Here is a 24287-nt window from a genome sequence, read left to right as displayed (position 1 = left end):
GGAATAAAAATATCCTTTTTACTATCATCTATTCATCTACGATATCGTTATAAAAAGGGGGGACGGTTATGCACGTCTGTTCATGGCGACATATAGAGATTTTTCATGCAGTCATGACCACCAAGAATCTGACTGATGCAGCGATTTTATTGAAAACCTCACAACCAACGGTGAGCCGTGAACTGGCACGCTTTGAACAATTACTGAAATTTAAGTTGTTCGATAGGATAAAAGGACGTTTATTCCCAACGGCACAAGGAATAAGACTATTTGAAGAGGTACAGCGTTCCTATTACGGGCTGGAAAGAATACTCAATACGGCAGATTGTATCCGCCAGTTTGAATATGCCCAATTATCCATTACCTGTTTGCCAGTATTCTCCCAATCCTTACTGCCTAAAGCCTGTCATAGCTTTATCCAATCCTACCCTGATGCGCAACTGACAATCATTCCACAAGAATCTCCACTACTGGAAGAATGGCTTTCAGCACAACGCTACGATCTCGGTTTGACTGAACACATGCAGATACCCGCAGGAACCGAACGTGAGACGTTGATGACATTGAATGAAGTTTGTGTTTTGCCTGCCAACCACCCACTCACGCAAAAATCGCGACTAGAACCAGAAGATTTTCATGGACAGCCGTTTATCAGCCTTTCTATTACAGATAGCTACAGACAACTGATTGATGCGATATTTAACAAGCACCAGGTCTCACGCAAAATGATCATGGAAACTCACAGTGCGGCATCAGTATGTGCCATGATCAGGGAAGGTATTGGTATATCGATTGTCAACCCACTGACAGCACTGGATTATCTGGATAAAAATACCGGGCTCTGCATACGACCATTCAGTATCGAAATTCCGTTCACAGTCAGCTTAATTAAACCTATTCATCGCCCATCTTCAGAGCCCGTCGCAATATTTATTACTCATCTAAAACAGCAGGCTGAGCTATTTCCACAAAAATTAGCATTAGCTTTTCAACATTAATTGTTGCCAGTGGGGAGAAGATGCAAACCATTCAACCAGAAAATCCAACAATGCCCGTAAAGTGGCGGGCATATTTTGACGGCTGACATAAATACCGTAAATTCCCATTGCCTGAGGTTGATAATCAGGTAATAGCTCAATCAACTGGCCGGATTTTAAGTAAGGTGAGACGGAATAATAGGGTTGCATAGCGATACCGGCTCCCTGCAAGGTGGCTTCCATAAGCACCGTTGATTCATTGGCACTTAACGTACCGTTGACAGGAACTGAATACTGCTGATGCTGTTTTTCGAACAGCCATAAGCTTTTGCCAAAAAAGTTATATGTCAAACAATTATGTTCTGCCAGATCGGCGGGTTTTTGCGGGATTATTTTTCCATCTAAATAAGAAGGAGCAGCACAAACAACAGAATGACAAGTCGATAGCGGACGAGCAATCAAATTCGGCTCCAGATTATTGGTAATGCGGATTGCCAAATCAATGCGTTCTTCAACCAATTTAATGACTTTATTATTGACTTGCAGATTAACAGCAACCTGAGGATACTTCCGCATAAATTCAGGAATCGCCACAGACAGCGCACTGACTCCCAACGATTAAGAACAACCTACCCTTAATAGTCCTTTCAGGGTATGAGCCTCTGCCGATTGCTGAGCCGGCATCGCTTCCGCTAACTTCATTAATTTAAGACTACGCTGATAAGCCTGCTCTCCCGCTGAAGTCAGACTTATATTGCGCGTTGTGCGATGCAGAAGACGAACTTCTGCCCATCTTTCCATTTCAGATAGATAACGTGACACCATTGCCCGTGACATATCAAGCCGATCTGCTGCTGCACTCAAACTGCCCTGTTCAACAATTGTGACAAAAACCTGTGCTGCGGTGATCCTGTCCATCTTGTCTCTGTATCTCCAAGTTGATTAGCTCGATATATGCAACAAATAATTGCCAGTTATGGGATTTTTAAATCGAAATATGCAATCTATTATACGAGTCACTCAAGCAAATAAGCATTTTTGTATATAGGAATTCGATTATGGCTCATAAAACAATACGAAATACTGTTCTGGCTGCAACACTCTCTCTGGGAATGGGGACATTCGCTCAAGCTGCCGATCTTAAGTTAGATGTCTACAATCCGGGCGAAGCCGGCATTTTCCCGGTCTCTTCTGAAATCATCAGTGGCAAACATGAAGTTGTACTGATCGATGCACAATTCAAAAAAAGCGACGCTCAAGAACTGGTCAAAATGATCCAGAAGACCGGTAAAAAACTGACAACAATCTACATCAGCCAATCTGACCCTGATTTTTATTTCGGCCTTGATGTGATCACTGAAGCTTTCCCTGATGCCAAAGTGATCGCCTCACCTGAAACGATTAAAGCTATCAAAGAAACCAAAGATGGTAAACTGATCTATTGGGGAGGCATCCTACAAGATCAAGCACCCAAGAAAATTATTGTGCCTGAGCCATTGAAAGGAAATACCTTTACCGTAGATGGTGAGAAACTGATTGTTGAAGGCTTAGATGGCCCTGCCGCAGACCGTACTTTTGTATGGATCCCGAAATTAAAAGCGGTTGTTGGAGGTGTAACTGTTTCTGACAACATCCATGTATGGATTGCTGATACTCAGACTAAATCATCACGCCAGCACTGGATGCAGACATTAGAGCGAATCAAAAGCTTGAAACCTGAAACTGTGGTTCCCGGTCATTATCTGGGGAATTCATCAATGACATTGGAATCAGTAAATTTTACCCAAAATTATCTGACAACACTGGAAAAAGAATTACCAAAAGCAAAAGATTCAGAAGCATTAATTTCAGCAATGAAAAAACATTACCCAAATCTTGCTGATGAATCCAGTCTTGAATTAAGTGCCAAAGTGTTAAAAGGCGAAATGAAGTGGCCTCAATAAATTAAAAATATGGGTGTTACGAAAAGTAGCACCCATATTTTATTAGGATAGACATTTTTTGAATAAGTACTTTCATCCAACATAAGACTCAAAATATCTCACACTACAATTATAAAACTTAAAAGACTAACGAATAAAATAAACTCTCTCAACCATTCAGCCCAACTGTTCTAACAAAAAATAAAGTATCAGAACAAATTAGTGATAACATTTGTTCCAAAAACCACTTTAATGCTTTATATTAACCTTCACACAAAACTTAACAAGATAATAGAAAAAAATAACAAAAAAACCATTAGATAAACATAAAATCGTCTTAATTAATATGATATTTACCTCCCTTTTAAGATCTAAAATAATTAATGAATTTAAGTTGTGATCAATAGGCCATAATTAAATAAATCCGCTTGAATAAAAATCTCACTTTTTTTAAATTTGGTGTCGGCGGAGAGATAAGCAAACAGCCTAAGATAATTAGATGCTTTTAACATCTAGGTTATGCAAGGTGACCTGCTTAAAGCCAACTAGATGCTTCCAACGTCTAGCGCATGCAAGATGAGCTGCCTACACCCACTAGATGCTTCCAACGTCTAGCGTGTTATGCAGGATAAGCTGCCCAAGCCTACTGGATGCTTTTAACATCCATCGTATGCAAAAAGCAGTTGAGTACATTAGATGCTTTTAACATCTACCATGTGCGGAATGCGTACACCAGGTTCAAATCTTGCTCTCTCCGCCACTTTTTATTTCCCCACTATCTGTTATTGGTATCAATCAAGTTTAATAAATTACCCGGCAGAAAAATTCTTTGCATTCAGCAACCATAATCACCCCTGCATACCACTACTGTCGCAAGCATAAACATGTCGTATCTTGAGAATTTATTTAAACATGAACTTCTTCATATTTTTATTAGGAATATTTACAATCGGATTGTTTTAAACAACGGTTAACCTTTCACTTTACTGATTATTTCATTAATAATTGTTTTTTTATCATTGGAAAGATTATTTCTAGTATATAAATAAGTTCCTGAACTACAATTCAAAAAACCAAATGGGGCGTACAATAAACCTTTATCAATATCATTTTCGACTACAAATTTAGGTGCAATAGTTACACCCAAATTTAATTTAGCTGCATCCAAAGCTAAAGATAACTTATCAAATATTATCTCATTTGACACATTAAGTATAATATTAGATAAACAGCACCATTCATTCCAAGCTGAATACCTACTTTTAGAATGAAGTAATGTTATTTCTTCGAAGTCATTATTAAATATTTTCTTTTTGTACTCCACAGAACAGACTAAACCAATTTCATCCTTATATAGTAATTCATAGTCAATAAAACTATAATTAGATATTTTTTCTCCTGATATAAAGAAATCAACTTCTCCATTTATAATGCTTTGAAATGATGCTTGAGAATTATAATTTAGAGTGAATTTTTTATCAGCACTAAAAAAACCATATAGCTTGGGTAAAAACCAGTAGCTTAGTAAGCTACTGGAACAGCCAATAATTATCTCGTTGCGGTAATTACTTTTTCTTTTTAAGTCTTCACATTGCCTTTCAATAATAGAAAAAGCCAGATTGCATGTTTTCATTAAATTAGAGCCGTTATCTGTCAGCTCAATACCGTTGGCTGTCCTATTGAATAACTCAAATTCGAACCAATTTTCCAATACTTTTATTTGCTGGCTAATAGCACCTTTTGTCATATGGTTTTCTGAGGCTGCACTAGAGAAACTCTTGTATCTAGCTGCAATATCAAAAATCTTAAGCGCATTTAGCGGAGGAATTTTTCTCATAATATAGTCTAGATTATCTAAACGATGAGTTTAGTATAATAAGATTGATATCTATAATCAAGCAGAATAAGATTATTTCATATTGTTCTATGAACATTATTAAAATAGAAAAAGACAATTAAAAAGAATATTAATAGTCGTGTTAGCAATTTTGTAATTACAAAATTGAATAACTATTTAAGGATAGAGTTATGCTCCTTACAATAAAATTCCCCATGTTTAACATTTCACAAACATAATCTATTAAATTAAAAACCATTCAGAATATTTCATTTTTAAGCTTAGAAGGATAAGGGTCATTGGGTGAAACATTTAATGTACACATATTAATAAAAAACAGTAAAAGAATAATTTAACTATTCCATAATCATGGGAAATATTATTGAAATACTTTTTTTATTCATCTGTTAATAAATTTAATATCCCAGACGATTAAGATAAATCCATTACAGCAGATTCTTTTTATAAAACTATATAACAATGAAAAAAATAAGGAATAAAAAATGAATATACAAGCTCAACTGGTCATGTTTACAGGTGGACGAGATAGCACTCTGGTCGCAGTACATCTTATGTTACAAAATATTCCTGTTCATTTATTCACCGCCAGCAGCGGCTGTTCACTACACCGGGGAATTCTTAAGCATCGAGTACAAGAGCTGCAAGATAGATTTGGTGAACTCGTAATCAGACATAATATTGAAGATATAAGTGGCTCTTTCCGAACTCTGGCAATTGAAAATTTAGAAGAAGACATATTAAAAGATAAAAAAAATTTGGTACTTCTCGGTGAAAAGATTGCAATTCATGCACACGTTATTGACTATTGTATGAGAAATGGAATAAAAATTATTAATGATGGTATTACTCATTATCAAAAAGATTTTCCTGAGCAGCGGCTAATAGCGAAAGAATATTTTGTGGCATTTATGAAAGAATACGGGATTGAATACAATAGCCCTATATATGAATTTGCTAAATCACAGGAGGATGTAAAATACCGCTTATTGCAAGCAGGTATCTCCACTAAATCTCTGGAAGGTATTTCGATTTTCGCAGATAGCTTCACTACAGCTTCTGATGAAACAATTCTCAATTACCTAAAGAGAAAAGAAGCCAAATGCAGAGATATCATTGAGTTTCTTACTGGTGGTATCGTAACCAATACAGCCCAAAATCATCTATAAAATAACTTAGATCTAACAGAGGTTTTATGATCAGAAAATGTGCGGCAATAATTATCAACAATAAAAAATTACTTGTAGTCAGGAAACATAAAACCTCCATGTACATATCGCCAGGCGGTAAAATTGAAGAAAATGAGACTCAAATTGAATGTTTGATCCGTGAGATTCAGGAAGAAATTGGAGTCACATTTACCAATCCTACTCATTTTAGTATCGACTACGCAAAATCGGCTTTTGAAGGGGAATCAATAGAAATTAATTCATGGTTGATCGATATAATCGGGGAGCCTTTTCCATGTTCAGAAATAATTGATGTAAAATGGATTACATCAAAAGAAGCAGAAAAAATACAAATAGGAAGCGTTTTTAAAAAATAGCATCATTCCCAAGCTCAAAAATATTGGTTTGATAGAATAATGAATTATCTAGATGATTCGTCGATAAACTCAAAAATTTCAGAGTTTAGTTTTCAAAAATAACAGTGATAACAACTACTATAAACAGTTAAGCACAATCAGAAAAGAAATAAAACAAAACCTCAGAAAACATCTGTGTTTAGAACACGAAGAAATATTTTTGCTGAATAATAGTACTCACTGTTTACTGAATGTCATCTATGGGTTAAACAGGCATTCGGTTTCTATATCCATTGAAGAAGGTTGCTATAAACTATATGATAATATCACAACTAGTTATTTTCCATACTCCATACCTCTATTAACACATATTGACCCTCAGACCGGGGTAGTTTGTTCACTAAAAAATGCTGACTTCGTTTTAGACGCAGCTCAGTCAATAGGTACTATATGGCATCACAAAGCAGCCATTTCCTCTAAGATAGTGTTTTTTCCATTACATAAACACTTGGCTATTCAGGCAGGAATAGGGGTTCTTTGCATTCAAAATAAAGATCATTATCCCGAAATATCTAATATTGCCAAAATATCTGAATCTGGCACGGTTGATCTCAGATCATATAATGATGCTCTGAATAGATTCATAGACGATCCTAAGCTTTTTTAACATTGCTTATTTCGATTTAACGAATAAAGAGGCAAATGAGTTAGAGAAATTAGGATTTAAATGCATTACACCTTTGCAATCTAAAACTCCATTTATTATTTTACAGTCTAATTTTGATTTAGATAAATCACCTTGCAATAAAAAATCTGTTATAACTATGAAAAAAATAGGAGCAATGATTTACAGATTCAGTTGCTATAAGAGTGGAACAATAAATTCAGCATCAGTAAATTGTAATTTTAAATTAATTAAATATATCAAAGAGTTATTATGAACAATATAAATCATATAGCCAAAACAGGTTATCTATTTGCTCTTTTAGGTGGAACCATTCTAAGTTTCGATACCGTACTTATACGAGCCATAAACTTTACCCCAGAGCAAATTGCATTTTGGCGCTCTTTTTCTATGTCCCTTCCCATGATAATTATTATATTTTTTTCTTTACTTAAAAGAAAAAATAAAAGTAAAAAAACCCAAAAATATGGTAAGGATTTTTTTCTGGCCTCTTTTTTTTATGGTTTATCAGCAATATTATTTCCTGTTTCAGCAATGACAACGTCTATCGCAAATATGCTATTTATAATCAGTACCGCTCCACTTTGGGCTGCGATACTTTCATGGTTTGTCACTAAAGAAGTTGTAAACCGTATGACAATATTGGCGTTCGTTATTTCGATAGCTGGAGTAACTATTGTAATGTCTGGCTCTAGTGCTGATTTTTCAGTATCATTCGGGGATATTAGCGCTTTATTAACAGCGATGTCTATGGCTGCTGCTTTCGTTGTTGGACGCGTTAGTAAACAGGATTTATCTTTAACACCTTCCATTGGCGCAATATTTTCTTTTATACTGTTATATCTTTACTTTGATATTAATTTTGATATTTCATTATTCAATTTTTTCCTAATTTTAATAGAAGGTTCTGTCATTGTATTCTTGGCTCTAACTTTGATTGCTAAGTCTTCAAAATTAATACCTTCTTCTCATCTTGGTTTTTTCCTTCTACTAGAAACAGTATTTGGCCCAATTTGGATATGGCTTGTTTTTGGCGACCGCCCAAATATTTATACACTTATAGGTGGTGGTATTATTCTGACTGCCTTAATTGCGAATAGTATACATTCCATCCGAATATTACAGTCAGAAATAGCAAAAAAATAAGTTAATTTTAACATAATAGCAGGAATTAAATAGGTTTTCATCATAGTGATACACTCAATTTTTGGAAATTCCTTACTCCACGCGCCGCGAGAAGTAAGGAAGTTATCTACAATTTTGTAATATTATTTATATTTTAAATAACTTATATGAACATCAACTCGAATTGAGTCAGTATCCATATAATTTATCTAACATCAATCAAGTTCAATAGACTGTCCTGTAAAAAGATCCCTGGCATTCGGCAACCATAACTGTTCCTATATACCACTACAGTAACAAACATAAAAATGTTGCATATTTTCTTTTTTGTGATAACTATCTAATGTTATTAAAGTTGAATCACACTGTTTCTATGCAAATTAAAAACTATCAAGAGTATGGCAGAAAAACAGAGATAAGGCCCAAAAGCGATAAATTCAGGATAGTTTTTTCTTTTTAGCCAAATCATAACAAACCCTAATAGACCAGATAATGAAGCCAATAACATCAACACGGGTATCATTTCTACACCAATCCATGCACCAATTGCGGCAGTCAACTTTAAATCACCGTAACCTATCCCCTCTTTCTTCAACATATACCAACAAAACCAATATAATACCCATAAAAATAAATACCCTGATATGGCGCCATATATCGCACTCTTTATTGGAACTACATCATTATTACTATTAAGTACCAATCCAAGCCATAATAAAGGTTGAGTGAAAATATCTGGTAGCTGATAAGTTTTTATATCGATAACTGCTAAGAAAAACAAAACAATGCAGAAAAATAAAATGATTATTTCATTTATACTGACTAAATTATTGGGCCATTCATTTTTCTCATCCATGAGAATGTTCAATATAGTTTCCATAAAATAACATCCCTGTTATCCCCGACGTCTTTCAAATTGCAGCTTTTGGGCTACACTTTGAAATCCACAAGGCACACGATATTCCTTATTTATTTTCTGATATTAATCAGAACACGGTGAATATTAAATTCCCGTTCAGGTTATTGGCAATGAAAAACGCATTAAAACAGTCATGATGCAATAAATCTGCGAGCCAGCTCGCAACTGTACCTCAGGTTTCTTTTAGTCTGAGAGATAGCTTGATCATGCAATCAGCGCTCATTTATCATGGCGATAAATCAACTTTATGCTATAGCGCTAGGCTATATCTGAACTATCTGGAAAGGAACTGTCCGGAAAAAAGAAGGAAAGAAAAAATATGCGAATTCCCCGCATCTATCATCCTGAGTCACTCATTGTAGGAACCATAATCAACCTGAGTGATGATGCAGCCAATCATGTTGGCCGTGTGCTCAGAATGAGTAATGGACAACAGTTGCAACTCTTTGATGGTAGTAATCAGATTTTTGATGCAGAAATTACTGAAGCCAGTAAAAAAGCAGTCAAAGTGCGCATCCTTGAAGGCAAATTGTCTAACCGCGAATCACCATTGGATCTGCATCTGGGGCAAGTCATGTCCCGTGGTGAAAAAATGGAATTCACAATTCAAAAATCCGTTGAATTAGGCGTTAATACTATTACGCCATTACTTTCTGAACGCTGTGGTATGAAACTGGATGCAGAAAGGCTGGAAAAAAAATTACAACAATGGAGAAAAATCGCAATTTCTGCCTGTGAGCAATGCGGACGCAATCAGATCCCTGAAATCCGTCCAGTTATGTCACTCGAAACATGGTGTGCAGAAAACGATAGCAGCCTAAAATTAAATTTACATCCTCGAGCCAGCCAAAGTATCAATACACTGCCATTGCCAGTGAAAAAAGTTCGTCTGTTGATTGGCCCAGAAGGGGGATTGTCCGCCGAAGAAATAGAAATGACGGCAAATCACCAATTTACTGATATCCTGTTAGGCCCTCGCGTCCTGCGGACAGAGACTGCGGCACTCACTGCAATTACAGCTTTACAAGTGCGTTTTGGTGATCTGGGTTAAGGAGAAAGAATGATCAAGCTCGGTATAGTGATGGATCCAATCTCATCCATCAAAATTAAGAAAGACACTAGTTTTGCCATGCTGCTAGAAGCACAGAAACGCGGATGGGAAATCCATTACATGGAGATGAATGACCTCTATCTGCATCAGGGAGAAGGTCGTGCACGAACCCGTTTGCTTACAGTGGAAGAGAACCCTCAACAATGGTATCAGTTTGGCAGCGAACAGGATATTGCCCTCGATACACTGCATGTTATCCTGATGCGCAAAGACCCTCCTTTTGATACTGAGTATATCTACGCCACTTATATTCTGGAAAGAGCTGAAGCCAAGGGCAGCCTGATCGTCAATAAACCACAGAGCCTGCGTGACTGTAATGAAAAACTGTTTACCGCATGGTTCCCTGAATTGACACCAGATACTCTGGTAACTCGCAACGCAAAAACTCTGCGTGAATTTCACCAAAAACATGGTGATGTTATTTTTAAACCACTGGACGGTATGGGTGGTGCTTCCATTTTTCGCCTGAAGCAAGATGATCCGAACATCGGTGTGATTATTGAAACCCTGACTGAACATGGCAGCCGCTTCTGTATGGCACAAAATTTTCTGCCAGCCATTAAGGATGGAGATAAACGAGTACTGGTTGTTGATGGCGAGCCTGTGCCTTATTGCCTTGCCCGTATCCCCGCTCAGGGTGAGACCCGTGGTAACCTTGCAGCAGGCGGGCGTGGAGAAGCTCGTCCACTGTCAGAAAGTGACCGGGCTATCGCACGCGCCGTCGCTCCTGTCTTAAAAGCGAAAGGATTAATTTTCGTTGGGCTTGATATCATTGGTGACCGTTTGACTGAAATCAACGTTACCAGCCCAACTTGTGTACGTGAAATAGAAGCCGCTTTCCCTGAAATCTCGGTTACAGGCATGTTAATGGATGCGATTGAAAAACGATTGGAAAAACAGACAGTATAATCGGTTAAATAGCTTCCATTTCCTGACAGCATTTGCCATTTATCATGTGAGCCCACATACTGTGTGGGCCAACTTATTCATACATTAAAAAAATAACTCACTGTAAAAATAACTATCAGAAATCACATGAATCTACAGCATCATTTTCTCATCGCCATGCCTTCGCTCACTGATCCTTATTTCAATCGTTCTGTAGTTTATATCTGCGAACATGATCAAAACGGGGCAATGGGGTTAATTATTAATAAACCGATAGCTCAGATTTCTATTCAAGGGATCTTGAAAAAGTTGGGTATCGCCCCCGAAGACAGAGACGATAATATCAATCTGAAAAAGCCTGTAATGGCTGGCGGACCACTGTCTGAAGAGCATGGTTTTATTTTACACACACCACAATCCGGCTTCAGTTCCAGCATCCAAATCTCTGATGAAACGATGATTACCACTTCCAAAGATATGCTGGAAGCACTAGGTACACCACGCCAACCGAAAAATGTTTTAATGACTCTTGGATATTCAAGTTGGGAAAAAGGCCAACTGGAAAAAGAAATTATGGAAAATAGCTGGCTTACCGTCAGTGCAGAAGCTTCCATTATCTTCAATACCCCTGTTGCCGACCGCTGGCGTGAAGCCGCATCCTTGCTGGGAATTAATATCTACAATCTCGCATTACAAGCAGGACATGCCTGATGAAAAACCGCACAGTGATTGCATTCGATTTTGGTACTCGTAGTATTGGTGCAGCTATCGGGCAGGAAATAACCGGCACAGCCAGAGCATTAGATTCTTTCAAAGCAAAAGAAGGTTCTCCCAATTGGGATATGATTGAAAAGCTCCTCAAAGAATGGCAACCCGATCTGGTCATTGTTGGTCTGCCACTCAATATGGATGGTACAGAACAACTGGTTACAGCACAGGCACGCAAATTTGCTAACCGTTTACACGGTCGTTTTGGCGTTCAGGTTGAGCTACACGACGAACGCCTAACCACGGTAGAAGCACGATCTAACTTGTTTGATCATGGTGGATATCGTGCTCTTGATAAAGGCAAAGTTGATTCCGCTTCTGCTGTCGTCATTCTGGAAAGCTGGTTTGAGCAACGGTATTCATAGCCAAAAACAGCGATCACTGTGAATTCTGGTCATGATGAATTTTCCATCATGCCATTATTCCACTAGCAACCCCGACGATTTGCGTTGTTGGCGGCTTTGCTCGTAAGTTTGCATACCGCAGGCAGATCCTGTCTGCATTAGTGTTGCTATCTGGTGATTTTTTCCTTCCCTGATCAAATGGCTGACTGCCTGGTTGACGACCAGAACTTCATAAATAGCCACCCTGCCTCCGTTTTTAGCAGGAAGAAGTTGTTGGGCAATGACCGCCTTTAAACTACCCGCCAGTTGACTGCATATCCATCCCTTTTCGTCAGCGGAAAAAACATCCACCAGACGATCTATGGCCTGAATTGCTCCGCGAGTATGTAGCGTTGACAGAACCAGGTGCCCGGTTTCAGCAGCTGTCAACGCTAATCGGATCGTTTCCTTATCGCGCAATTCTCCAAGCAGGATCACATCAGGATCTTGCCGTAATACCCCTTTTAATGCAGTTTGGTAATCTGGTACATCCTTCCCGATTTGCCTTTGCTGTATCAAACAATTCCGGCTATGGTGCACAAATTCTATCGGGTCTTCCAACGTGACGATGTGTTTTCTGACGTGATTGTTGAGAGCATTAATCATTGCTGACAATGTTGTCGATTTACCGCTTCCGGTTGCTCCTGTCACTAATATCAAGCCATTTTCTGTCAGATTATTTTTTTCCTGTAAAATAAGGTGCTGAATAATTTCTGGAGCATATAGCTGTTCCAACGTCGGGCACTTATCAGGAATTAACCGTAACACCAATGAAATATGATCTTGTTGATAGAATAGATTTCCTCTTAGCCGCCGTTTATCCGGCATTTCTACGACAAAATCGACATGTCCGACTATCCGTAACTGTTGCTGCTGTTCTTCGGACAATACTGCTTTGTTCCATGCCATAATGAAATTACTATCAATTTCTGATAGTTGTGTTTGCGGATACAACATATCATTGATGCGCAAAATTGGCACTTGACCGACACAAAGATGCAGATCGGAAGCATTATGCTTTACACTAAGGGCCACTAATTTTTCCATATTCATTTTTTAATCTCCTGAGTTTCTTATGCACAATATCGAACAAAATCTTCACGATGTCAGGAACCACATCATCTTTGCTGCTCAAAAATGCGGACGTTCTCCAGAAGAAATTACGTTACTTGCAGTCAGTAAAACCAAACCTGTGGAAGCCATCACAGAAGCTATAGCTACAGGCCAACGGGAATTTGGTGAGAATTACGTTCAGGAAGGTGTTGAAAAAATTCAACAGCTTGCTAACCACGACGATTTAGTGTGGCACTTTATCGGTCCTTTGCAGTCTAATAAAAGCCGTCTGGTAGCCGAACATTTTGACTGGTGTCATACGGTTGACCGTTTGAAAATTGCCCGGCGCTTGAGCGAACAACGACCTGAAAATATGGCCCCACTGAATGTCCTGATCCAAATTAATATCAGCGGGGAAAACAGTAAGTCAGGTATTCTTTTGGGAGAACTGGAGGAACTGGCAGCAATTATTAATTCCCTGCCTAATCTGGTATTGCGTGGTTTGATGGCTATCCCTGCCCCAGAAAGTGATTTTGAACGACAAACAGACGTTTTTCGCCAAATGGAACAAGCATTTATTAAATTAAAGGCACAATATTCACAAATAGATACACTTTCTATGGGAATGACTGATGATATGGAAGCAGCTATCGCTTGTGGCTCAACTTTAGTACGTATTGGAACAGCAATTTTCGGTGCCCGCCAATATAGCTCTGCCAAATTAACTGAACAAAATTAACCAGATAATATTCGAGGTGATTATTCATGGAAAATAAAAAAATCACTTTTGTCGGTGCTGGAAATATGGCTCATGCCATCATCGCCGGATTGGTCAAAAAAGGTTATCCTGCCGAACTTATCACTGTCTGCTCACCAAGTACGACTCGTCGTGATGTTTTGGCTGAAAAATATGGTATTAACAGCCAAAGTGACAATATTCGCTATGCTCAAGAGGCAGATGTTATTGTGTTAGCAGTTAAACCTCAAATGATGAAAGAAGTTTGTGGCCCCTTGCGTTCACAGGTAAATCTCGACCAAAAACTCGTTCTTTCCATTGCTGCCGGTATTCCTGTTTCCCGCTTTTACTCATTTCTGCAAGATAATCTCAATATTATCCGTATCATGCCAAATACCCCTGCTCTGATTGGGCAAGGGATCAGCGGAATGTTCGCTCCTGAACAGGTCAACGAGTCTGATCGCCAATTTGCTGAATCATTGATGAATAGTGTCGGTAAAATCTGCTGGGTTGAGGATGAGGATCGTATCAACAATATTATTGCGGTTGCAGGAAGTGCCCCGGCTTATTTCTTCCTGTTTATGGAATCGATGCAGCAGGAAGCTGAACGTCTGGGCTTTGACAGCCAGACAGCCAGAGAACTTGTCCTGCAAACGGCCATTGGTTCAGCTAAACTTGCTGAATCACAGACAGAACTTCCTTTTTCTCTCCTGCGCGAACAGGTAACATCTAAAGGGGGGACAACCGCTGAAGCATTACGTATTTTTTACGAAAGCAATCTGCCGGAAATTGTATCCCAAGCCATGCAAGGAGCAATCCGCCGGGCGCAGGAAATGGAAAAATTATTTTAAATCAATCAAATGTAATTTAATCAGGGCTGCTACATGCAATTCTTAAACTTTCTCTTTTTTACGGTTCTGGACTTATACACCGCAGTTTTACTGCTTCGGGTCTGGATGCAGTGGGCACGTTGCGATTTTTATAATCCATTCTCACAATTTATCGTCAAAATTACCCAACCTGTAGTGCGCCCATTGCGCAGAGTTATTCCCGCTATTGGCCCCATTGATACAGCCTCAGTTGTTTTAGCTTACTTGCTTGTCCTTATCAAAATGTTACTCCCTTTCTGGTTAGCAGCAGGACAATTCTTACTGCCTTCTGCCATGATATTCCTGCTCGGGCTAATCGAACTGCTTACCGCCGCCGGAAAATTGGTATTTTGGCTTGTCATCGCCCGCGCATTATTGAGTTGGATCAGCCAGGGACGTAATCCTGTTGATTATGTTCTGTTCCAACTGACAGAACCACTGATGGCGCCGATCCGTCGGATTATCCCTGCAATGGGGGGGATCGATTTCTCAGCCATGATTGTTATATTGATCCTGTATGCGCTAAACGCTCTTCGTTATGATGTTTTGGCGTGGTTAGTTCCGGCCCTAATTGGTTAATAAATAATAAATTAATTGGATAATAACAATGCAGAAAGTTGTTCTCGCTACGGGAAATGCAGGCAAAGTACGTGAACTGGCTGGTTTGCTGGCTGACTTTGGTTTGGATATCGTAGCCCAAACTGAATTAGGCGTGGACTCGGCAGATGAAACGGGTCTGACCTTTATTGAAAATGCCATCATCAAAGCTCGTCATGCTGCGGCTGTCACAGGTTTACCCGCCATTGCTGACGATTCAGGGCTGTCAGTCAATGCGTTAGGTGGTGCTCCGGGCATCTACTCAGCCCGTTATGCGGGAGCTGATGCCTCCGACCAAGATAATCTGGAAAAACTGCTGGAAGCTATGCGCGATGTACCTGACGAACAACGTCAGGCACAATTTAATTGCGTTCTGGTCTATTTAGATCATGCAGAAGATCCAACTCCCCTGGTTTTCCACGGTCGCTGGTCTGGTGTTATCACCCGGGAGCCTGCCGGAAGTGGAGGTTTTGGTTATGATCCCATTTTTTATGTACCTGAATTTGGCTGTACAGCAGCAGAGCTGAGTCGTGAGCAAAAAAGTGCTGTTTCACATCGTGGGCAAGCCTTGAAAATGCTGTTGGAAGCTATGCGTAATGCTTAAATTACCACCTCTTAGTCTCTATATTCATATTCCCTGGTGTGTACAGAAGTGCCCTTATTGTGATTTCAATTCACATGCGTTAAAGGGGGATGTACCACATCAGGAATATGTCGAACATCTGCTGGCTGATTTACGTAATGACCTGCCCATGGTTGATGGTCGTGAGGTATCGACGATCTTTATCGGCGGTGGTACACCTAGCTTACTAAGCGCTGAAGGAATGCAACGATTGCTTGATGGGGTCAGGGATTCACTGCCACTTTCCCCACAAGCAGAAATTACAATGGAAGCTAATCCGGGAACTATTGAAGCTGATCGTTTCAGTGCCTATCAACAAGCGGGTATTAACCGGATTTCAATAGGGGTACAAAGCTTCGGCTCTGATAAACTGATCCGCTTAGGGCGTATCCACGGCCCGGAAGAAGCTAAACGGGCGGCACGATTAGCGGATGGACTTGGATTACGTAGTTTTAATCTGGACTTGATGCACGGTTTGCCTAACCAGACACTGGATGAAGCGCTGAACGATTTGCGCCAGGCCATTGAACTTTCTCCCCCTCATCTGTCCTGGTATCAGTTGACGATTGAACCCAATACTAGTTTCGGCTCCCGCCCACCAATTCTGCCAGATGATGATGCACTATGGGATATCTTCTCTCAAGGTCATCAATTATTAACATCGGCAGGCTATCAGCAGTATGAAACATCAGCATACGCCAAACCGGGCTATCAATGTCAGCATAACCTCAACTACTGGCGTTTTGGTGATTACCTGGGAATCGGCTGTGGTGCGCATGGAAAGATCTCGTTTGCAGATGGGCGTATCCTGCGTACAGTGAAAACCAAACACCCGCGTGGCTATATGCAGGGGCGTTATTTGGATCAACAAAATCAGGTGGATAATGCAGATCGTCCATTTGAATTTTTCATGAACCGTTTTCGTCTGCTGGAAGCAATGCCACAGCAAGATTTCAGCCACTTTACTGGATTACCAGAAAACGCTATCCGCCCACAAATCGATATGGCGCTGGCGAAAGGCTATATCACTGAAAGCGATACACATTGGCAAATTACTAAGCACGGTAAACTATTCCTGAATTCACTGTTGGAATTGTTCCTGTAGAAAGCAGTTCTTGTGGAAAACCATTCTGGTAAAAATCGTTCTTATAAAAATAAGGCTGCACCTGAAACCAAAGGAGCAGCCTTATTTGATCATGTGAGAGAAAATATAGACTAATGTATATGATTACAACGCATCAGCAACGGCATTAACCTGACGTGTCAAACTATCTAACCCACCGCCAGACAGATACCATAAATCAGATTGCAGATAAACTATTTTGCCATTCTTATAAGCATTAGTTGATTTTACCTGTTCAGTTTCAAACTGGGCTTTTGTCAGTTCCCCTGCCCCAATCGCTTTACTGCGATCGATAATAAAAATCACATCAGGATTTGCCTGCGCAATCATTTCTGGTGTAACAACGCGGCTCTTATCGTTATCTGATTTAGGCGGCAATTCTGCACGTTTTGTTTTTACCACATTGTAAACAATTGCTTGATTATTCGGATATAATTCACCAGCATTATGCAATAAAACCAGTGCCTTACTATTTGACGATTTTGCTTTTTCCTGCGCTACCGCAATGGTTTTCTCCAAATCAGCCAAATGAGTTTTCACTGCATCCTGTTTATTAAATAATTCACCCAATAACTTAATGTTACTTTCCACAGATGGCAGGTAGTTTTTACTGTCCGTACTTAAATCTACAGTTGGTGCAATTTGCGATAAACGATCATAAAAAGATCTCTGACGCCCGGTGATCACAATCAAATCCGGCTTGATTTCAGCCAATTTTTCTAAATCTGGTGATTTCATTCCTCCGGCATCATGCACATTTTCAGATACGTTACTGCGCACATATTCGGGCAAGCTTTCCTCAGGCAATGCAATAACACGTTCAGCTAACCCTAACTTTGCCATGGAATCGTAAGCACCAAAATCAAATAAGACCACTTTTCCAGGGCTTTTTTTGGCCTTAGTTTCACCGGAAAGATGTTTTATTGTGACATACTCACCAGACTGAGCTATTACTGAATTTGGCGTAAATGTTATGGATTGCTGGCTAAATGCGGAATGGCTAGTGACAGAAAACAATGAGGCTAAAACAACCGGCAGGATCTTTTTCATTGTGGCACCTGAATTAATCATGTGAATAAAGAAGTGATTTGCATTCTAGGGGCCAAACATAAGATGTCAATCAAATAAGAATCAATTTCATATTGATTCTTATTTGATATAAACCATATTGTGATTAATTGATGGAATTCAAAAGGTTGGTACGTAACTGTTCCAGCTTATCAGCTTTATTACACACCTCTCCTCTAAAGCGTTTCAGCTCTTTTTCCTGCTTTTTCCATTCTGCATCAAAGCCATTTTGCGCGCCTCCCAGTCCACCGAGGAGAGACATTAGCATCTGTTTGCCGTCACCATTCTGATTACCCGTCTTACGGCTCATTTCATTAATGCTGTCCTGCAAAATACCGCCCAAGCTCTGTTGGACAAGGTTCTGCCCTTCTGTTTCTGCCTGTTTGATTGCCTGATAATTGAAGGTAATACCATTGGGGCGGGTTTCCAGTACCTTATCAATTTGCTTATTCAAGCCAGATTCCAATTGGGTCAAGCGGACACGAATATTGCTATCTTTTCCCATTGTTTCAGCAACAACTTTATCCAGTGCCTGACGCGCGCCTGCTAAATGACTTAAAGCCTCTTTCTTCACCCAGGGTAAATCCTGACGGACAAGCTGCTGATACTGTTTCGCTTTACTACGTTGATCAACATTCAGCGACAATGCCTTACCGTTGCGGAACACAAAGCCATCAGGCAGAATTTTCAGATTGCCATTTTCACCAATAATCTGGACAGATTCTGGTGTAACAATAATGTCATCTTTAAGTGTTGTCTGGCATTCTGAACCCGCTTGTGCCTGAGTAACAAAGAACAGCAATGCAGTAATCACAATTTTTTGTAACATACTTTCTCCTGGTATCCTCGGCTTTGCGATCCCTTACTCATCATCATAGGGCTTCTGCAACTATCTGCTAAGGTTTCAAATTAAAAAATAGAGCGTCCGATACGTCCGGCTAATTTTTCCAGTGCTGCGCAACCTGCCAAAGAGTTGCCCGAACGATCCAGTTCAGGAGCCCACACCGTGACAGTGAATTCCCCCGGAACCACACAGACAATTCCTCCGCCAACACCCGATTTCCCGGGCATACCAATCCTGAAAGCAAATTCACCTGAACCATCATACATACCGCACGTCAACATAAGGGCATTAATCTGTCTAGTTTGTCGGAGACTTAAAATTTGCTGACCGGAATCTATCATTCGCCCTTGGTTAGCCAAGTAAATAAAACACTGAGATAACTCAACACAATTCATTTTCAGGGCGCAGTACTGAAAATAAGTTTTCAGTACTGTGAGCACATCATTTTCAAAATTACCGAATGACTTCATCAAGTAAGCAATTGCGGCATTACGGCTGGAATGTTCCATCTCTGAGCGGGCAACAATATCATCATAGCCAATAGCTTTTTGCCCTGTGAGGCTGCGTACAAACTCCAGCATTCTATGCTTAGGCGCACTCAAACGTGATTGCAGCATGTCACAGATAACTAATGCTCCTGCATTAATAAAGGGATTGCGGGGAATACCTTTTTCCAATTCCAACTGCACTAATGAGTTAAATGGTTGTCCCGAAGGCTCTGTACCCACCCGTTGCCAGATGTCTTCTTCCTTATAGCGTGTCATTGCCAATGTCAGGCTTAACACCTTGGAAATGGATTGAATGGAGAAACGTTTTTCTGCATCTCCTGCTTTAAAAACCTGTCCATCAACCGTACAGATAGCCATCCCAAAATTATTTACTGGAACTTCTGCCAGAGCGGGAATGTAATCTGCTACTTTTCCTTGGCCAATCAAAGGGCGTACTTCATCTAAGATATCTGCCAATAATGAATTAGAGAACCTTACCTTCACCACTTTTTCCCCAGACAAAAAAGGACTCACAAGGAGCCCCTGCATACAGCGTTATTGTTGTTTAAAACGCAACTTTTAATACAACAGCGAATCAATCCCACCACACATCAAATAATTCTGATGTAACAACTTCTTCCATACCACGATCTTTCAACCAGTTAGTAACCAACTGACGATGCTCTTCGGTACATTTGCCGATTTTCTGCAAGCAGATAATACCTTCCCACTGCAAATAACCGCTGGCATCCAGAGCAAGGCCATTTGGCTCTATTAACTCTTCAATCAAAGTATCAACTGTGCTATCTACAACCTCAACTGAGGTATTGGCCGGGAAGTTCCACTTTATTGAAAAACCCAATTCCTGAAATTCATCAATGCGCAGTTTTTTACGCAGACGACGACTACGATTTTTAGCCATTATTTTACCCTCTCGAACATTAGATCCCATACACCATGCCCTAAACGATGACCACGCATCTCGAATTTCGTAACAGGGCGTGAATCAGGGCGTGGTACATAATCACCATTTTCCGATATATTGCGATACCCTTCGGCTTCGCTCATAACTTCTAACATATGTTCAGCATATGGCTGCCAGTCCGTCGCCATATGGAATACACCGCCAATTTTCAGTTTGCTTCTGATCAGTTGAGCAAAATCAGGCTGCACAATTCGACGTTTGTTATGGCGGGCTTTATGCCATGGATCAGGGAAAAACAACTGAACCATTTCCAGACTCTGTTCCGGGACCATATTTTCCAGCACTTCAACAGCATCGTGACACATCACACGCAGATTGCTGAGATTTTCATCTTGTGCGGAAGCCAGACACGCACCGACTCCCGGAGCGTGAACCTCTATCCCGAAAAAGTTTTTCTCTGGGTTCTGACTTGCCATCGTGACCAGAGAAGCCCCCATACCAAAACCAATTTCCAACACAACAGGGGCAGCACGACCAAACACTACTGCCAGATCGTGCAATTCTGGCTGATAATCCACTCCCATCTTCGGCCACACATTATCAAGTGCTTGCTGCTGACGAGTGCTTAACCGTCCCTGTCGACGCACAAAACTGCGGACACGGCGCAAAGCCCTGCCATTTTCATCATATTCCGGTGAAATTACGTTATTTATCATGGTACTGTCTATTGGTACTTTCTATCAGTTTTAAAGGCATTTGCTCAGGCATCCGAGGCGTTATGTACCGCAGAATTGCCTAAAGAGAGCGCAATTATGCAAAGACGGCTGAGTTTATCAAGTTCGATGCCTGTAAGCACAACTTTAATGTTAAATTGTGTGGCGCTTCGAAACAAAGTTCGGGTTTACACTGAGGTTACACTATGTTGCAATCCTGTTCACGAAACTATTATCAGATATAAAGACAATTATTCTAATGATGGAAGCAGAGCAATTTTCACAAGCAGTACTTGAATGGTATCACCGTTATGGTCGCAAGACCCTGCCGTGGCAGTTAGAAAAAACATCCTATCACGTCTGGCTCTCAGAAGTGATGCTGCAACAAACACAGGTCGCGACAGTTATACCTTATTTCCAGAAGTTTATTTCACGTTTCCCTGATGTGGCATCACTGGCAGCAGCGCCATTGGATGAAGTTCTGCATTTATGGACTGGCTTGGGGTACTACGCACGAGCCCGTAATTTGCACAAAGCGGCTCAACAAATTGTTGAACGGCATCATGGAAAATTCCCGACTACTTTTGATGACGTCGTTGCTTTGCCCGGTGTCGGCCGCTCTACCGCAGGTGCCATCCTTTCACTTTCTCAAGGAAAACACTTTCCTATCCTTGATGGCAATGTGAAACGCGTTCTGGCTCGCTGCTATGCCGTTGATGGTTGGCCGGGGAAAAAAGAGGTGGAAAACCAATTATGGGATATCAGTACCCGTGTTACACCCAAACTGGGTGTTGAATATTTTAATCAGGCGATGATGGACTTGGGAGCGATGGTATGCACCCGCAGTAAACCCAAATGTGAAATTTGCCCTCTCAATGCAGGTTGCATCGCTTATGCCAACCATAGCTGGGCAAACTATCCCGGGAAAAAACCGAAACAGAGTATTCCTGAAAAAACAGCTTACTTTTTATTGATGCAGCATGGCGATACAGTTTGGTTAGAACAACGTCCACTATCCGGCATCTGGGGCGGACTATTTGCATTCCCGCAATTTACTGATGCAACTTCACTGGAACTGTGGCTGAAAGCATCGGGTATTTCTCATAACAAGCCTGAACAGCTAACAGCATTTCGCCACACATTCAGCCATTTTCATCTGGATATCGTCCCCATTAAAATCGATATCTTATCTTTCGATTCCTGCATGGATGAAAGTAAAGGACTTTGGTATAACTTACGCCAGCCAGCAGCAATTGGATTGGCTGCGCCCGTTGAATATCTTTTGCAGCAGTTGGGCTAAACTTTGTCCCACTATTTTTTGCTCCATTCCATTATTTTGAGGATTTAGAGGATCTAGCATGAGCAGAACTATTTTTTGTACTTTTTTGCAACGAGAAGCCGAAGGCCAAGACTTTCAGTTATATCCAGGGGAACTGGGTAAACGTATTTTCAATGAAATTTCTAAAGAGGCATGGCAACAATGGATGAGCAAACAAACCATGCTGATTAATGAAAAGAAATTAAACACTATGAAGCCAGAAGATCGCAAATTACTTGAACAAGAAATGGTGAAATTCCTGTTTGAAGGGAAAGATATTCAAATTGACGGTTACACTCCGCCAGAAAAATAATTTTTAACATCTATTATTTATTGGGTGAAACCAGGATCTAAAAATCACCCAATAAATGAGAATTTACCCTATATACCCAACGGCATCATAAAATGAAAAGACTGCTGGCACTACTTCTGCTTACCCCATTTCTAATTTCCTGCTCTAGTAAACAAGATTTTGAATACAAAGAAGAATATATAAAAGACACTAATGGCTTTGATATCTTAATAGGGCAATTCGCTCATGACATTGAAAATATCTGGGGATTACAAGAAGTTTTAATCGCCGGTCCTAAAGATTACGTAAAATATACAGATCAATATAAAACCCGCAGCCATATCAATTTTGAAGCGGGGACGATCACCATTGAAACAATATCTCCTATTGATCCTACTGAACATTTACGCAAGGCGATTGTAACAACGTTATTGATGGGTGATGATCCAGGGTCTATCGATCTTTATTCTGATTCTAATGATATCGAGATTAGCAAAGAACCATTTCTATATGGACAAGTTTTGGATAACACGGGTGAACCAATTCGCTGGGAATGGAGAGCAAACCATTTTGCCAATTACCTGCTCCAGAATAAATTACAGAAACGTCAATCAGGGCTACATGTAATTTGGTCTGTCACCATACAGTTAATTCCTAACCATCTGGATAAACGAGCTCATAAATATCTGCCAATGGTTCGCAAAGCGTCTATTAAATATGGTGTTGATGAATCGCTAATCCTTGCCATTATGCAAACAGAGTCCAGTTTTAACCCTTACGCCGTCAGCCATGCCGATGCTCTGGGATTAATGCAGGTCGTTCAACATACTGCCGGAAAGGATGTGTTCAAGATGCAGGGCAAATCTGGTCAACCAAGCCGCAATTATCTTTTTGACCCGGCAAATAACATTGATGCAGGCACCGCTTATTTGGCGATATTACAGAGTATCTATTTAGGTGAAATCCAAAATGCAACCTCTCGTCGCTATGCGGTTATCACAGCATATAATGGTGGTGCGGGCAGTGTGTTAAGGGTATTTTCCAGTGATAAGAAGAAAGCTGCTCAGATAATCAATTCAATGGCTCCGGGCGATGTTTATGAGACACTGACAAGTAAACACCCATCGGCTGAATCACGCCGTTATCTGATGAAAGTAAATAATGCACAGAAAAGCTATCGTCGTTAATTAATCACCACAAACAAAGGGTGGAAAGGAATTTGTCTTTCCACCTTTTGTTTATATTTATAACTACTTGAGTGAATTGCAAGCACTTAAATAAATTTATGCAGAAAGTCGTTGACGGATTGGAGTGAATACGGTTTAATGCGTCCCCGTTAGCCCGGATAGCTCAGTCGGTAGAGCAGGGGATTGAAAATCCCCGTGTCGGTGGTTCGATTCCGCCTCCGGGCACCAAGATTTGATGCGGGTTTGTCAGAGTTTGTTAAATTTCCTGACAAATGCGTTAAAAACAAACAATAG

Annotated in this window: 25 protein-coding genes, 1 tRNA gene and 2 pseudogenes; 19 read left to right on the top strand and 9 right to left on the bottom strand. The window is 40.2% G+C overall.

Going from position 1 to position 24287, the window contains the following annotated elements; translation table 11 throughout:
- Window positions 1-68 precede the first annotated feature (68 nt).
- The gene (locus tag BDD26_RS05770) at window positions 69-998 is read left to right on the top strand and encodes a LysR family transcriptional regulator (protein ID WP_115825816.1); all 930 of its coding nucleotides are present in this window, start codon (window positions 69-71) and stop codon (window positions 996-998) included.
- Here BDD26_RS05770 and BDD26_RS05765 read toward each other — a convergent pair.
- Window positions 981-1895 (bottom strand): annotated as a pseudogene (locus BDD26_RS05765) (LysR family transcriptional regulator). The gene BDD26_RS05770 and the pseudogene BDD26_RS05765 overlap by 18 nt on opposite strands.
- A 194-nt stretch (window positions 1896-2089) precedes the next feature.
- On the opposite strand from BDD26_RS05765, the gene BDD26_RS05760 reads away from it, so the two are divergent.
- Entirely contained in the window at window positions 2090-2920 is an 831-nt protein-coding gene (locus tag BDD26_RS05760; protein ID WP_425330437.1) for an MBL fold metallo-hydrolase, read from the top strand.
- A gap of 949 nt (window positions 2921-3869) precedes the next feature.
- Here the strand turns inward: BDD26_RS05760 and BDD26_RS05755 are convergent.
- Entirely contained in the window at window positions 3870-4736 is an 867-nt protein-coding gene (locus tag BDD26_RS05755; protein WP_072022006.1) for a LysR family transcriptional regulator, read from the bottom strand.
- A gap of 503 nt (window positions 4737-5239) precedes the next feature.
- On the opposite strand from BDD26_RS05755, the gene BDD26_RS05750 reads away from it, so the two are divergent.
- The 4 genes and pseudogenes from BDD26_RS05750 to BDD26_RS05735 all read left to right on the top strand — a co-directional run bounded on the left by BDD26_RS05750 (window position 5240) and on the right by BDD26_RS05735 (window position 8110).
- The gene (locus BDD26_RS05750; protein ID WP_038263294.1) at window positions 5240-5923 is read left to right on the top strand and encodes a hypothetical protein; all 684 of its coding nucleotides are present in this window, start codon (window positions 5240-5242) and stop codon (window positions 5921-5923) included.
- Window positions 5924-5949: 26 nt separating this feature from the next.
- On the top strand, window positions 5950-6300 hold the full coding sequence (locus BDD26_RS05745; RefSeq protein ID WP_115825814.1) for an NUDIX hydrolase: 351 nt from the start codon (window positions 5950-5952) through the stop codon (window positions 6298-6300).
- A 106-nt stretch (window positions 6301-6406) separates the two neighbouring features.
- Window positions 6407-6946: pseudogene (locus BDD26_RS20785) on the top strand (DUF6024 family protein); the annotation flags it as partial.
- A 270-nt stretch (window positions 6947-7216) separates the two neighbouring features.
- Window positions 7217-8110: a DMT family transporter gene (locus BDD26_RS05735; RefSeq protein ID WP_115825812.1), complete on the top strand. Its 894-nt coding sequence runs from the start codon at window positions 7217-7219 to the stop codon at window positions 8108-8110.
- 328 nt (window positions 8111-8438) lie between these two features.
- On the opposite strand, the gene BDD26_RS05730 is transcribed toward BDD26_RS05735, so the two are convergent.
- A complete protein-coding gene (locus BDD26_RS05730; RefSeq protein ID WP_244922669.1) occupies window positions 8439-8969 on the bottom strand; it encodes a prepilin peptidase in 531 nt (176 codons plus the stop codon).
- Window positions 8970-9327: 358 nt separating this feature from the next.
- Between BDD26_RS05730 and rsmE the strand changes: the two genes are divergently transcribed.
- The 4 genes from rsmE (at window position 9328) to ruvX (ending at window position 12140) form a co-directional block, all read left to right on the top strand.
- On the top strand, window positions 9328-10059 hold the full coding sequence (gene rsmE, locus BDD26_RS05725) for a 16S rRNA (uracil(1498)-N(3))-methyltransferase (protein ID WP_115825811.1): 732 nt from the start codon (window positions 9328-9330) through the stop codon (window positions 10057-10059).
- 9 nt (window positions 10060-10068) lie between these two features.
- Window positions 10069-11028 (top strand): glutathione synthase, encoded by a 960-nt coding sequence (gshB, locus tag BDD26_RS05720; protein ID WP_038263307.1) that lies wholly within the window; start codon window positions 10069-10071, stop codon window positions 11026-11028.
- Between the two features lie 126 nt (window positions 11029-11154).
- Complete coding sequence (locus tag BDD26_RS05715; protein ID WP_038263309.1) at window positions 11155-11718, top strand: YqgE/AlgH family protein; 564 nt, start codon at window positions 11155-11157, stop codon at window positions 11716-11718.
- Window positions 11718-12140: a Holliday junction resolvase RuvX gene (gene ruvX, locus BDD26_RS05710; protein ID WP_038263311.1), complete on the top strand. Its 423-nt coding sequence runs from the start codon at window positions 11718-11720 to the stop codon at window positions 12138-12140. Before BDD26_RS05715 ends, ruvX begins: the two co-directional genes overlap by 1 nt.
- Before the next feature lie 54 nt (window positions 12141-12194).
- Here the strand turns inward: ruvX and BDD26_RS05705 are convergent, their stop codons facing one another.
- Window positions 12195-13211 (bottom strand): type IV pilus twitching motility protein PilT, encoded by a 1017-nt coding sequence (locus tag BDD26_RS05705; RefSeq protein ID WP_038263313.1) that lies wholly within the window; start codon window positions 13209-13211, stop codon window positions 12195-12197.
- Between the two features lie 22 nt (window positions 13212-13233).
- Between BDD26_RS05705 and BDD26_RS05700 the strand changes: the two genes are divergently transcribed.
- From BDD26_RS05700 to hemW, 5 genes are read left to right on the top strand one after another with little or no spacing between them, the layout of a single operon-like run.
- Window positions 13234-13950 (top strand): YggS family pyridoxal phosphate-dependent enzyme, encoded by a 717-nt coding sequence (locus BDD26_RS05700; protein WP_115825810.1) that lies wholly within the window; start codon window positions 13234-13236, stop codon window positions 13948-13950.
- Between the two features lie 26 nt (window positions 13951-13976).
- Window positions 13977-14798: a pyrroline-5-carboxylate reductase gene (proC, locus tag BDD26_RS05695; RefSeq protein WP_115825809.1), complete on the top strand. Its 822-nt coding sequence runs from the start codon at window positions 13977-13979 to the stop codon at window positions 14796-14798.
- Between the two features lie 33 nt (window positions 14799-14831).
- Window positions 14832-15395, top strand: a complete 564-nt coding sequence (locus BDD26_RS05690; RefSeq protein WP_038263320.1) for a YggT family protein — start codon at window positions 14832-14834, stop codon at window positions 15393-15395.
- Between the two features lie 28 nt (window positions 15396-15423).
- Window positions 15424-16017, top strand: coding sequence for an XTP/dITP diphosphatase (locus tag BDD26_RS05685; protein ID WP_038263322.1), 594 nt, complete (start codon window positions 15424-15426; stop codon window positions 16015-16017).
- Window positions 16010-17140: a radical SAM family heme chaperone HemW gene (gene hemW, locus BDD26_RS05680; protein ID WP_115825808.1), complete on the top strand. Its 1131-nt coding sequence runs from the start codon at window positions 16010-16012 to the stop codon at window positions 17138-17140. Before BDD26_RS05685 ends, hemW begins: the two co-directional genes overlap by 8 nt.
- Window positions 17141-17263: 123 nt before the next feature.
- Here the strand turns inward: hemW and BDD26_RS05675 are convergent, their stop codons facing one another.
- The 5 genes from BDD26_RS05675 to trmB form a co-directional block, all read right to left on the bottom strand.
- Entirely contained in the window at window positions 17264-18208 is a 945-nt protein-coding gene (locus BDD26_RS05675; protein WP_115825807.1) for a siderophore ABC transporter substrate-binding protein, read from the bottom strand.
- Between the two features lie 124 nt (window positions 18209-18332).
- Complete coding sequence (locus tag BDD26_RS05670) at window positions 18333-19055, bottom strand: DUF2884 family protein (RefSeq protein WP_115825806.1); 723 nt, start codon at window positions 19053-19055, stop codon at window positions 18333-18335.
- A gap of 80 nt (window positions 19056-19135) precedes the next feature.
- A complete protein-coding gene (glsB, locus tag BDD26_RS05665) occupies window positions 19136-20107 on the bottom strand; it encodes a glutaminase B (protein ID WP_115825805.1) in 972 nt (323 codons plus the stop codon).
- Window positions 20108-20153: 46 nt separating this feature from the next.
- Window positions 20154-20480: a YggL family protein gene (locus BDD26_RS05660; RefSeq protein ID WP_038263336.1), complete on the bottom strand. Its 327-nt coding sequence runs from the start codon at window positions 20478-20480 to the stop codon at window positions 20154-20156.
- Window positions 20480-21199, bottom strand: a complete 720-nt coding sequence (gene trmB, locus BDD26_RS05655) for a tRNA (guanosine(46)-N7)-methyltransferase TrmB (RefSeq protein ID WP_115825804.1) — start codon at window positions 21197-21199, stop codon at window positions 20480-20482. Before trmB ends, BDD26_RS05660 begins: the two co-directional genes overlap by 1 nt.
- Before the next feature lie 256 nt (window positions 21200-21455).
- On the opposite strand from trmB, the gene mutY reads away from it, so the two are divergent.
- From mutY to BDD26_RS05635, 4 genes are all read left to right on the top strand, one after another.
- Window positions 21456-22496: an A/G-specific adenine glycosylase gene (gene mutY, locus BDD26_RS05650; RefSeq protein ID WP_038263341.1), complete on the top strand. Its 1041-nt coding sequence runs from the start codon at window positions 21456-21458 to the stop codon at window positions 22494-22496.
- A 58-nt stretch (window positions 22497-22554) separates the two neighbouring features.
- Window positions 22555-22827 carry an oxidative damage protection protein gene (locus BDD26_RS05645; protein WP_038263344.1) on the top strand — a complete coding sequence of 91 codons (273 nt, stop codon included), beginning with the start codon at window positions 22555-22557 and terminating at the stop codon, window positions 22825-22827.
- A 92-nt stretch (window positions 22828-22919) separates the two neighbouring features.
- Window positions 22920-23993, top strand: coding sequence for a membrane-bound lytic murein transglycosylase MltC (mltC, locus tag BDD26_RS05640; protein WP_038263347.1), 1074 nt, complete (start codon window positions 22920-22922; stop codon window positions 23991-23993).
- Between the two features lie 152 nt (window positions 23994-24145).
- Window positions 24146-24221 (top strand) — tRNA-Phe (locus BDD26_RS05635).
- Window positions 24222-24287: the final 66 nt, after the last annotated feature.

The sequence above is a fragment of the Xenorhabdus cabanillasii genome (genome assembly GCF_003386665.1).
Lineage (GTDB): Bacteria > Pseudomonadota > Gammaproteobacteria > Enterobacterales > Enterobacteriaceae > Xenorhabdus > Xenorhabdus cabanillasii.
The sequence above is the reverse complement of the archived record's forward strand: the minus strand, read 5'-3'. Positions and strand labels throughout refer to the sequence as shown.

Coding starts and splice junctions, on each gene's coding strand:
- BDD26_RS05770 (WP_115825816.1), top strand. CDS start 69: ATGCACGTCTGTTCATGGCGACATATAGAGATTTTTCATGCAGTCATG.
- BDD26_RS05760 (WP_425330437.1), top strand. CDS start 2,090: ATGGGGACATTCGCTCAAGCTGCCGATCTTAAGTTAGATGTCTACAAT.
- BDD26_RS05755 (WP_072022006.1), bottom strand. CDS start 4,736: ATGAGAAAAATTCCTCCGCTAAATGCGCTTAAGATTTTTGATATTGCA.
- BDD26_RS05750 (WP_038263294.1), top strand. CDS start 5,240: ATGAATATACAAGCTCAACTGGTCATGTTTACAGGTGGACGAGATAGC.
- BDD26_RS05745 (WP_115825814.1), top strand. CDS start 5,950: ATGATCAGAAAATGTGCGGCAATAATTATCAACAATAAAAAATTACTT.
- BDD26_RS05735 (WP_115825812.1), top strand. CDS start 7,217: ATGAACAATATAAATCATATAGCCAAAACAGGTTATCTATTTGCTCTT.
- BDD26_RS05730 (WP_244922669.1), bottom strand. CDS start 8,969: ATGGAAACTATATTGAACATTCTCATGGATGAGAAAAATGAATGGCCC.
- rsmE (WP_115825811.1), top strand. CDS start 9,328: ATGCGAATTCCCCGCATCTATCATCCTGAGTCACTCATTGTAGGAACC.
- gshB (WP_038263307.1), top strand. CDS start 10,069: ATGATCAAGCTCGGTATAGTGATGGATCCAATCTCATCCATCAAAATT.
- BDD26_RS05715 (WP_038263309.1), top strand. CDS start 11,155: ATGAATCTACAGCATCATTTTCTCATCGCCATGCCTTCGCTCACTGAT.
- ruvX (WP_038263311.1), top strand. CDS start 11,718: ATGAAAAACCGCACAGTGATTGCATTCGATTTTGGTACTCGTAGTATT.
- BDD26_RS05705 (WP_038263313.1), bottom strand. CDS start 13,211: ATGAATATGGAAAAATTAGTGGCCCTTAGTGTAAAGCATAATGCTTCC.
- BDD26_RS05700 (WP_115825810.1), top strand. CDS start 13,234: ATGCACAATATCGAACAAAATCTTCACGATGTCAGGAACCACATCATC.
- proC (WP_115825809.1), top strand. CDS start 13,977: ATGGAAAATAAAAAAATCACTTTTGTCGGTGCTGGAAATATGGCTCAT.
- BDD26_RS05690 (WP_038263320.1), top strand. CDS start 14,832: ATGCAATTCTTAAACTTTCTCTTTTTTACGGTTCTGGACTTATACACC.
- BDD26_RS05685 (WP_038263322.1), top strand. CDS start 15,424: ATGCAGAAAGTTGTTCTCGCTACGGGAAATGCAGGCAAAGTACGTGAA.
- hemW (WP_115825808.1), top strand. CDS start 16,010: ATGCTTAAATTACCACCTCTTAGTCTCTATATTCATATTCCCTGGTGT.
- BDD26_RS05675 (WP_115825807.1), bottom strand. CDS start 18,208: ATGAAAAAGATCCTGCCGGTTGTTTTAGCCTCATTGTTTTCTGTCACT.
- BDD26_RS05670 (WP_115825806.1), bottom strand. CDS start 19,055: ATGTTACAAAAAATTGTGATTACTGCATTGCTGTTCTTTGTTACTCAG.
- glsB (WP_115825805.1), bottom strand. CDS start 20,107: ATGCAGGGGCTCCTTGTGAGTCCTTTTTTGTCTGGGGAAAAAGTGGTG.
- BDD26_RS05660 (WP_038263336.1), bottom strand. CDS start 20,480: ATGGCTAAAAATCGTAGTCGTCGTCTGCGTAAAAAACTGCGCATTGAT.
- trmB (WP_115825804.1), bottom strand. CDS start 21,199: ATGATAAATAACGTAATTTCACCGGAATATGATGAAAATGGCAGGGCT.
- mutY (WP_038263341.1), top strand. CDS start 21,456: ATGATGGAAGCAGAGCAATTTTCACAAGCAGTACTTGAATGGTATCAC.
- BDD26_RS05645 (WP_038263344.1), top strand. CDS start 22,555: ATGAGCAGAACTATTTTTTGTACTTTTTTGCAACGAGAAGCCGAAGGC.
- mltC (WP_038263347.1), top strand. CDS start 22,920: ATGAAAAGACTGCTGGCACTACTTCTGCTTACCCCATTTCTAATTTCC.